8 protein-coding genes are annotated in these 6802 nt (G+C 68.1%); 6 read left to right on the top strand and 2 right to left on the bottom strand.

The window, feature by feature from the left end; all coding sequences use genetic code 11:
• On the bottom strand, positions 1–1032 hold a 1032-nt coding region (locus tag VDP82_RS11980), incomplete at its 3' end, for an efflux RND transporter periplasmic adaptor subunit (RefSeq protein ID WP_323015079.1).
• A 179-nt stretch (positions 1033–1211) separates the two neighbouring features.
• Between VDP82_RS11980 and VDP82_RS11985 the strand changes: the two genes are divergently transcribed.
• The 6 genes from VDP82_RS11985 to VDP82_RS12010 all read left to right on the top strand — a co-directional run bounded on the left by VDP82_RS11985 (position 1212) and on the right by VDP82_RS12010 (position 5905).
• Entirely contained in the window at positions 1212–1988 is a 777-nt protein-coding gene (locus VDP82_RS11985) for an SDR family NAD(P)-dependent oxidoreductase (RefSeq protein WP_323015080.1), read from the top strand.
• A 54-nt stretch (positions 1989–2042) separates the two neighbouring features.
• On the top strand, positions 2043–3971 hold the full coding sequence (locus tag VDP82_RS11990; protein WP_323015081.1) for a hypothetical protein: 1929 nt from the start codon (positions 2043–2045) through the stop codon (positions 3969–3971).
• 8 nt (positions 3972–3979) lie between these two features.
• Complete coding sequence (locus tag VDP82_RS11995) at positions 3980–4300, top strand: sensor histidine kinase (RefSeq protein ID WP_323015086.1); 321 nt, start codon at positions 3980–3982, stop codon at positions 4298–4300.
• Complete coding sequence (locus VDP82_RS12000) at positions 4297–4953, top strand: response regulator transcription factor (protein ID WP_323015082.1); 657 nt, start codon at positions 4297–4299, stop codon at positions 4951–4953. Before VDP82_RS11995 ends, VDP82_RS12000 begins: the two co-directional genes overlap by 4 nt.
• 23 nt (positions 4954–4976) lie before the next feature.
• Complete coding sequence (locus tag VDP82_RS12005; protein WP_323015083.1) at positions 4977–5111, top strand: hypothetical protein; 135 nt, start codon at positions 4977–4979, stop codon at positions 5109–5111.
• A 110-nt stretch (positions 5112–5221) separates the two neighbouring features.
• Positions 5222–5905 (top strand): outer membrane protein, encoded by a 684-nt coding sequence (locus VDP82_RS12010; protein WP_323015084.1) that lies wholly within the window; start codon positions 5222–5224, stop codon positions 5903–5905.
• Between the two features lie 67 nt (positions 5906–5972).
• On the opposite strand, the gene VDP82_RS12015 is transcribed toward VDP82_RS12010, so the two are convergent.
• The coding region (locus tag VDP82_RS12015) for an Ldh family oxidoreductase (RefSeq protein ID WP_323015085.1) at positions 5973–6802 on the bottom strand (830 nt) is incomplete at its 5' end.

Raw genomic sequence — 6802 nt, forward strand, 5'->3', positions numbered from 1 at the left:
GCGGCGCGGCCGCGCCTGTTCGCTGGCCGGATCATAGACCATGACGGTGGTGCCCTCCGGCCCGCGCCGCGTGACCAGGCTCGCCGGCAGGGTGAGCACGTCCCTGGCCTCGGCCAGCACGATGGTCACCTGCGCGGTCATGGCGATGCGCAGCTTGTGGTCGGGATTGGGCACGTCGAACAGCCCGTTATAATACACCGCGTCGCTGGAGCTGGTGCTGTCGCTGCTGATCGAGGTGGGCGCCGGCTCGATTTCGCGCAAAGTGGCGTCGATCTGGCTGTCGGGCTCGCCCAGAATGGTGAAATAGACCCGCTGCCCCGGCCGCACCTTGACCACGTCGGCCTCGGAAATCTCGGCCTTGATCACCATGGTGTCCAGATCGGCGATCTTGGCGATGGTGGGGGTGGAGGAATTGGCGTTGACCGTCTGCCCCTCATCCACCAGCAGCGCCACCACGGTGCCGTCGCCGGGCGCGGTGATGCGGGTGCGCGACAGGTTGAGCTTGGCCCCGTCGACGGTCAGCTCGGCCTGGGTGATCTGCGCCGCAAGCTGGTCGAGCTGGGCCTGGGCCTGGTCCACCGCCGTCTGCGCGGTTTCCAGGTCCGTCTGCGAAATCAGGCTGTTGGCGCTGAGCTGCTTCTGGCGCGCCAGCGTCGCCTCGGCCTTGGCCAGAACAGCCTGCTGGTTGCGCTGCTGGGCCAGGATGCCGGCCAGCGCCGCCTCTGCCGACTTGACGGCATTTTCCTGGTTGAGGCTGTCGATCTCGGCGATGAGGTCGCCCTTTTTCACCGCATCGCCCAGCGCCACATGCACCGCCTTGATGGTGCCCGACACTTCGGCGCCGACGCTGACCAACGAATTGGCCTGCAAAATGCCCGAGGCCAGCACCGTGGTTTCCACATCGGCGCGGCTCACCGCCACCGTGGCCGGCACGGTGCGCGCCTGCGGCGCCCGATAGAAATACCACCAGCCGGCGCCCGCCGCGCCGCCCAGCAGCACCAGCACCAAAACCCATCTCAGCAGCGTCTTCAAAATTCCACTTACCCGAAGCTAAAGGCTTTTCGGACACTACAAGCGGCCGGAGCCGCAGGCACGTTAGCTCTTGGTAATCAGATTACCTTTTGGAAAGGTAGCCTTCCTTCTGGCTTGACCCGGCCGCCCCCCAAGGTCCACCCTTTCCCCATCGCCTTCATATGCCTATTGGAATTGCCATGTACCAGTTGCTCGACCCCAGAAATTTCGTCGTTTTCATCACCGGGGCGACCTCGGGTTTCGGCGCTGCCGCGGCCCGGCGCTATGTCGGGGCCGGCGGCAAGGTCATCGCCACCGGTCGCCGGCAGGAGCGGCTGGATGCGTTGCAGGACGAGCTGGGCAAGGATAAATGCCACACCATCGCGCTCGACGTGCGCGACCGCGCCGCCATCGAGGCGGCCATTGCCGGCCTGCCCGCCGAATTTACCGGCATCAACATCGTGCTGGCCAATGCCGGGCTGGCGCTGGGCCTGCAACCGGCGGCCGAGACCGACATCGCCGATTGGGAAACCATGATCGAAACCAATATCACCGGCCTGGTCTATACGGTGCGCATCCTGCTGCCCGGCATGATCGCGCGCGGCGGCGGCCAGGTGGTGACGCTGGGCTCGGTGGCGGGGGACTACCCCTATCCCGGCGGCTCGGTCTATGGCGCCTCCAAGGCCTTCGTGAAGCAGTTCGCGCTCAACCTGCGCTCGGACGTGCAGGGCAAGAATATCCGCGTCACCAATATCGAGCCGGGCCTGACCGAAACCGAATTTTCCCTGGTGCGCTTCAAGGGCGACGAGGCCCAGGCCGCCAAGCCCTATGCCGGCACCGAGGCGATGAATGCCGACGACATCGCCGAGTCCATCTTCTGGACCACGACGCTGCCCGCCCATGTCAATGTCAACCGCCTGCAATTGATGGCGACGACACAGGCCTTCGCCCCTTTCGATATTTATCGCCAGCGTTAAGTCTAGGCTAACTCTGATATTGCGCGGCGGGGCTTTCCCCCGTTCTATGCGGCCATGAGGCCGAACCCCGCCACGCCCAGCCTGCTGCTCGTCGCCGTCACGCTGCTCTGCGTGGCGCTGGCCTTTGGCGTGCTCGTCGCCGCAACCTCCGTCAACTCGTTGTCGCTGCGGCTCGAACCCGGCAATGGCGATGCGGTTCTGGTCACCCATGTGCAGGATGGCGCGGTGTTTTCCGTGCCCGGCCCGCGCTGGGGCATGGTGCTCACGGCGATCGGCATCGCCCCCCCTGGCCCCGAGCGCCCCGCCGACTGGCCGGCTCCGGTGCCGGTGACCGGCGCCGACCTGCTGCCCGAGCCGGACAGTCTGGACAGCTATGCCGAATACGACGCCTTCCTGGCCCGTCAGTCCGCCCTGGCCGAGGTCATGGCGGCCGATGCGGTAGAGCTTTACCTCCACGATATCTTCACCCGCGAGCAATACCGCTCGGTCCTTTATACCAACTACCGCCAAATCACCGCGCTGCCCGACGGCTTCTGGCTGCAATTGCTGACCGGGGTAGCCTCGCTGCTCATCGCCGGCTGGGTCTGGGCCCTGCGACCGCGCCATGTCGGGCCGATCATGTTCCTCATCAGCGCCGTCGGCCTGGCCTGCTCCACCGCCACCTCGGCGCTCTATGCCAACAGGGAACTGGCGCTGCATGCCGATCTCTATGGGCTGCTGGTGCCCATCAACCACATGGGCGTTCTGGTCTTCGGCCTCGCCATGATCGGCCTGCTGCTGAGCTATCCGCGCCAGCTGGTGCCTCCGCGCTGGTTCTGGCTGCTGCCCCTCATCGGCGGCGCCTGCCTGGTTTTCGATACCAGCCATGTCGAGCTGGGCCTGGGCCCCTCCCAGCTCTATGTCTTCATCGCGCTGGCCATGCTGGGCATCCTCGCCGCCATCGGCCTGCAATGGCGCATCACCCGCGGCAGCCCGCATGACCGGGCCGCGCTGGGCTGGCTCGGCCTGTCGGTGATTGCCGGCGCCGGCGCCTATACCCTGCTCGGCGCCGCCCCCATCCTGCTCGACACGCCCTTCTCGCTGCCCCAGAGCCACGTCACCAGCGTGCTGGTCATCATCTATGCCGGCCTGGCGCTGGGCCTCAGCCGCTATCGCCTGTTCGACCTGGGCGACTGGTCCTACCGCATCCTGTTCTACACCATGGGCGCGCTGGTGCTGCTGGCGCTCGACGCCATGGTCATCTACCTGCTCAATATCGACGCCGCCCCGGCCCTGGGCATTTCGCTGCTGCTGGTGGCCTTCGTCTACCTGCCCATCCGCGACTGGATCTGGCGCCGCGCCACCGCCCGCCGCGCCATCGCGCAGGACGAGCTGTTTTCCGCCGCGCTCGATGTGGCCTTCGCCCCCTCGGCCGCCGAAAGCGCCGCGCGCTGGCAGGCCCTGCTGCGGCGCCTCTTCGATCCGCTGGAAGTGGCTGAAACCGCCGCCATCGTCGCCATGCCCGAAATGGGCGAGGACGGGCTGTCCATGGCCCTGCCCGCCGTGGCCGGCGCCCCGCCGCTGCGCCTCACCTACCCCTTCGCCGGGCGGGGCTGTTCTCGCCCACCCATCTCAAGCTCGCCACCAATCTGGTCTCGCTCACCCTGCGCGCCGAGGAAGGGCGCGACGCCTATATGCGCGGCGTGGGCGAGGAGCGCCGCCGCATGGCGCGCGACCTGCATGACGATGTCGGGGCCCGCCTGCTCACCGGCCTGCACACCGCCGACGAGGCCACCCGCCCCACCCTGCAGGCGGCGCTGGGCGACATCCGCGCCATCGTCAGCGGCCTCACCGGCGAGGAGGCCAGCCTGGAACGCGTGCTGGCCGAAACCCGCCACGAAACCGCCCGCCGGCTGGAAGCGGCCGAAATCGCCCTCGACTGGCCCTTGCAGGAGGCCGAGGCCGAAGCCATCCAGCTCGATTACCGCCTGCACAAGGCGCTGACCTCCAGCGTGCGCGAAATCGTCTCCAACGTCATCCGCCATTCCGGCGCCAGCCGGCTCACCGTCACCCCCGCTTTGGCGCAGGACCGGCTGCGGCTGGATTTTTCCGACGATGGCAAGGGCATCTCCACCGCCGCCCTGGCTGGAGAGACGCCGGGCTTCGGCCTGCGCAACCTGCGCCACCGCATCGAGGATATCGGGGGCAGGCTGACCCTGTCCGCCGGCGCGCCCGGCACGCGCATCGGGCTCGACATGCCGCTGCGCCTGTCCGCCCGCACCCCGGAACCGGGGGTGCCAGACATGCCGGTTGTGCTTAACTCCGAACCATGAGCCAGCCACCGGCATCGCCCCGTCTCTGCCTGCTGATCGAGGACCAGCCCAGCACACGCGACTGGATGCTGAGCGTGCTGCACACGGCCTTTCCAGACCTGGCGGTAGAAACGGCCGCCACCCTCAAGGCGGCCCATGCCTGGCTCGACCGCAAGGCGGACGATCTGTGGCTGGCCATCGTCGATATCGGCCTGCCCGACGGCTCGGGCGTCGACATCGTGCGCCGGCTGAGCCGGGACCATCCCGACGCGCTGCCGGTGGTGGCCACCATCTATGACGACGACGCGCATCTGTTCGACGCCATCGCCGCCGGCGCGCGCGGCTATGTGCTCAAGGACGAGGAAGCGGGCCTGCTGGTCAATTACCTGCGCCGCATCGAGCGGGGCGAGCCGCCCTTGTCCCCCTCCATCGCCCATCGCATGCTGGCCCATTTCCGCGCCCCGGCCCGGCAGCGCGACGAGGCCGGCCTCAGCCCGCGTGAAACCGAGGTGCTGACCCTGCTCGCCCGCGGCCTCACCGTGGCCGAGGCCGCCGCCCGGCTGGGCCTGCAACCCCAGACCGTCGCCTCCTATGTCAAGGTAATCTACCAGAAGCTGTGCATCACCAGCCGCGCCGAAGCCACCCGCGAAGCGGTGAAGCGGGGGCTGGCGTAGGGCGCAGGACGGGAGGAAGCCCTATGAGGACATGGCGCGCCCTTTTTCTGGCCCTGCTTGCCGCCGGCCTGGCGCTGGTGCTGCTGCTGCCCGCCGATCTGCGCGCCGGCGGCGGCACCCGCCCCACGCCCAGTCCCGCCCAAGTCGCGCCCCAGTAGAGACAGCCCGGTCTGCTTGGACCGATCGGCGCTCTTACTTATTCCAGACAAGGTTGCCCCTCGCGCCGAATGGTGGTCTACTCGAATGACTGTTCGAAGGGGGATCAATCATGAAATTTGCTCTTGCCGTCGCCGCCCTGGCCCTGGCATCGACTTCCGTTCAGGCCGCCGACCTGATCATTCCCTATACGGCCGCGCCGAGCCATGTGGCCGGCTTCGACTGGAGCGGGTTCTATGCCGGCGTCAATGCCGGCTATATTGGCGGCACCTCCCGCTCCGACGGCGTGGGGAACGGCGTTTCCGACTCGGTGGACATCAGCGGCGGCCTGCTCGGTGTGACGCTGGGCGCCAACGCCCAGTTCGATTCCTTCGTGCTCGGCCTGGAGGGTGACGTCGCCTGGACCGGGGCCAAGGGCTCGGTCGCCTGTAGCGCCGCGCCGGCCTTCACCTGCGGCGGCGACGCGCTCTGGCTCGGCACGCTCAAGGGCCGCGCCGGCTTTGCCGTCGACCGCGCGCTGCTCTTCGCCACCGCCGGCCTGGCCGCCGGCGGCGTCAGGGCCCATGTCAGCCCCGCCTTTCCGGGCACCACCGGCAGCTTCGAGGGCACCCAGTTCGGCTATACGATCGGCGCCGGCGTCGAGTTGGCCCTCAATGAGAGCTTCAGCGTCAAGGCCGAATATTCCTATATGCATCTGGGCCCGCAGCGTGCCGGTGCCGGCACGCTGGGCGCGGCCGCCTACGATCTGAGCAGCAATGCCCATGTGGCGCGGGTCGGCCTGAACTTCCACTTCTGACCGAAGGGTCAGCGCAGAAAAAGGCCGGCGGCACGCGAATGCCGCCGGCCTTTTTGATTCAAGCGTCTCAGAGCCCGAGAAACGCGACGCTATCGGGATCGAGCGGAATGCCCTCCTGCTCGCGCCGCGCCTTTTCGGCCCATTCCCGGTCGCCCGGCGCCATGACGCGCTCGGCGCCGGGCCGCAGCGGCGACGCGCGCAGGCTTTCGAGATAGCGTGCCATCAGCGCCCCGAACAGCTCGCGCCCGGCGAATTTTTCCGGATCGATGACCAGGACGAAATGGCCCATATTGCGCGGCGTCGATATATCCCCGCTTCCATACATGGGGATGAAATCGGGATCGAGCGTGGTGCCGGTGAGCAGCGCCGAGAACAGCGTCGCTACCCCGGCCAGGCCCGCGCCCTTATAGCCGTAATCCACCCCGCCCAGCGGCAGCAGCATGTCGGCCTCATGCGGGTTGGTGGTGGGATTGCCCGCCTTATCGGCGGCCACCCCCTGCGGCAGGGGCGCGCCCAGCGAGCGGTGCAGCAGCACCCGGTTGAGCGGAATGGACGAGGTGGCCATGTCCAATAGCCAGGGCGCCTGCCCCGGCACCGGCGCGGCAAAGGCCAGCGGATTGGTGCCGTGGAACTTGGCGGCGCCATCGAACAGCGTCACCAGGGAATCGGTATTGGTGGTGGCGAAGGCGACGAACCCCTGCTCGGCTGCGGCCAGCGCATAGGCCCCCGCCGCCCCGAAATGGGAGGAATGGCTGACGCCCACCGCGCCCACGCCCGCCTCGCGCGCCAGCTCCATGCCGGTTTCCACTGCCTTGAAGGCAGCGAAATGCCCCATCCCGTCATCGCCATGCACCATGGCGCTGCCGGCGGCGCGCCGCTCCACTTTCAGTTGCGGAT

The organism is Devosia sp., assembly GCF_034675085.1.
Classification (GTDB): domain Bacteria; phylum Pseudomonadota; class Alphaproteobacteria; order Rhizobiales; family Devosiaceae; genus Devosia.

What these genes read in the sequence shown, in the direction of transcription:
- VDP82_RS12000 (WP_323015082.1), top strand. Translation starts at nt 4,297, where the DNA reads ATGAGCCAGCCACCGGCATCGCCCCGTCTCTGCCTGCTGATCGAGGAC.
- VDP82_RS12010 (WP_323015084.1), top strand. Translation starts at nt 5,222, where the DNA reads ATGAAATTTGCTCTTGCCGTCGCCGCCCTGGCCCTGGCATCGACTTCC.
- VDP82_RS12005 (WP_323015083.1), top strand. Translation starts at nt 4,977, where the DNA reads ATGAGGACATGGCGCGCCCTTTTTCTGGCCCTGCTTGCCGCCGGCCTG.
- VDP82_RS11990 (WP_323015081.1), top strand. Translation starts at nt 2,043, where the DNA reads ATGAGGCCGAACCCCGCCACGCCCAGCCTGCTGCTCGTCGCCGTCACG.
- VDP82_RS11985 (WP_323015080.1), top strand. Translation starts at nt 1,212, where the DNA reads ATGTACCAGTTGCTCGACCCCAGAAATTTCGTCGTTTTCATCACCGGG.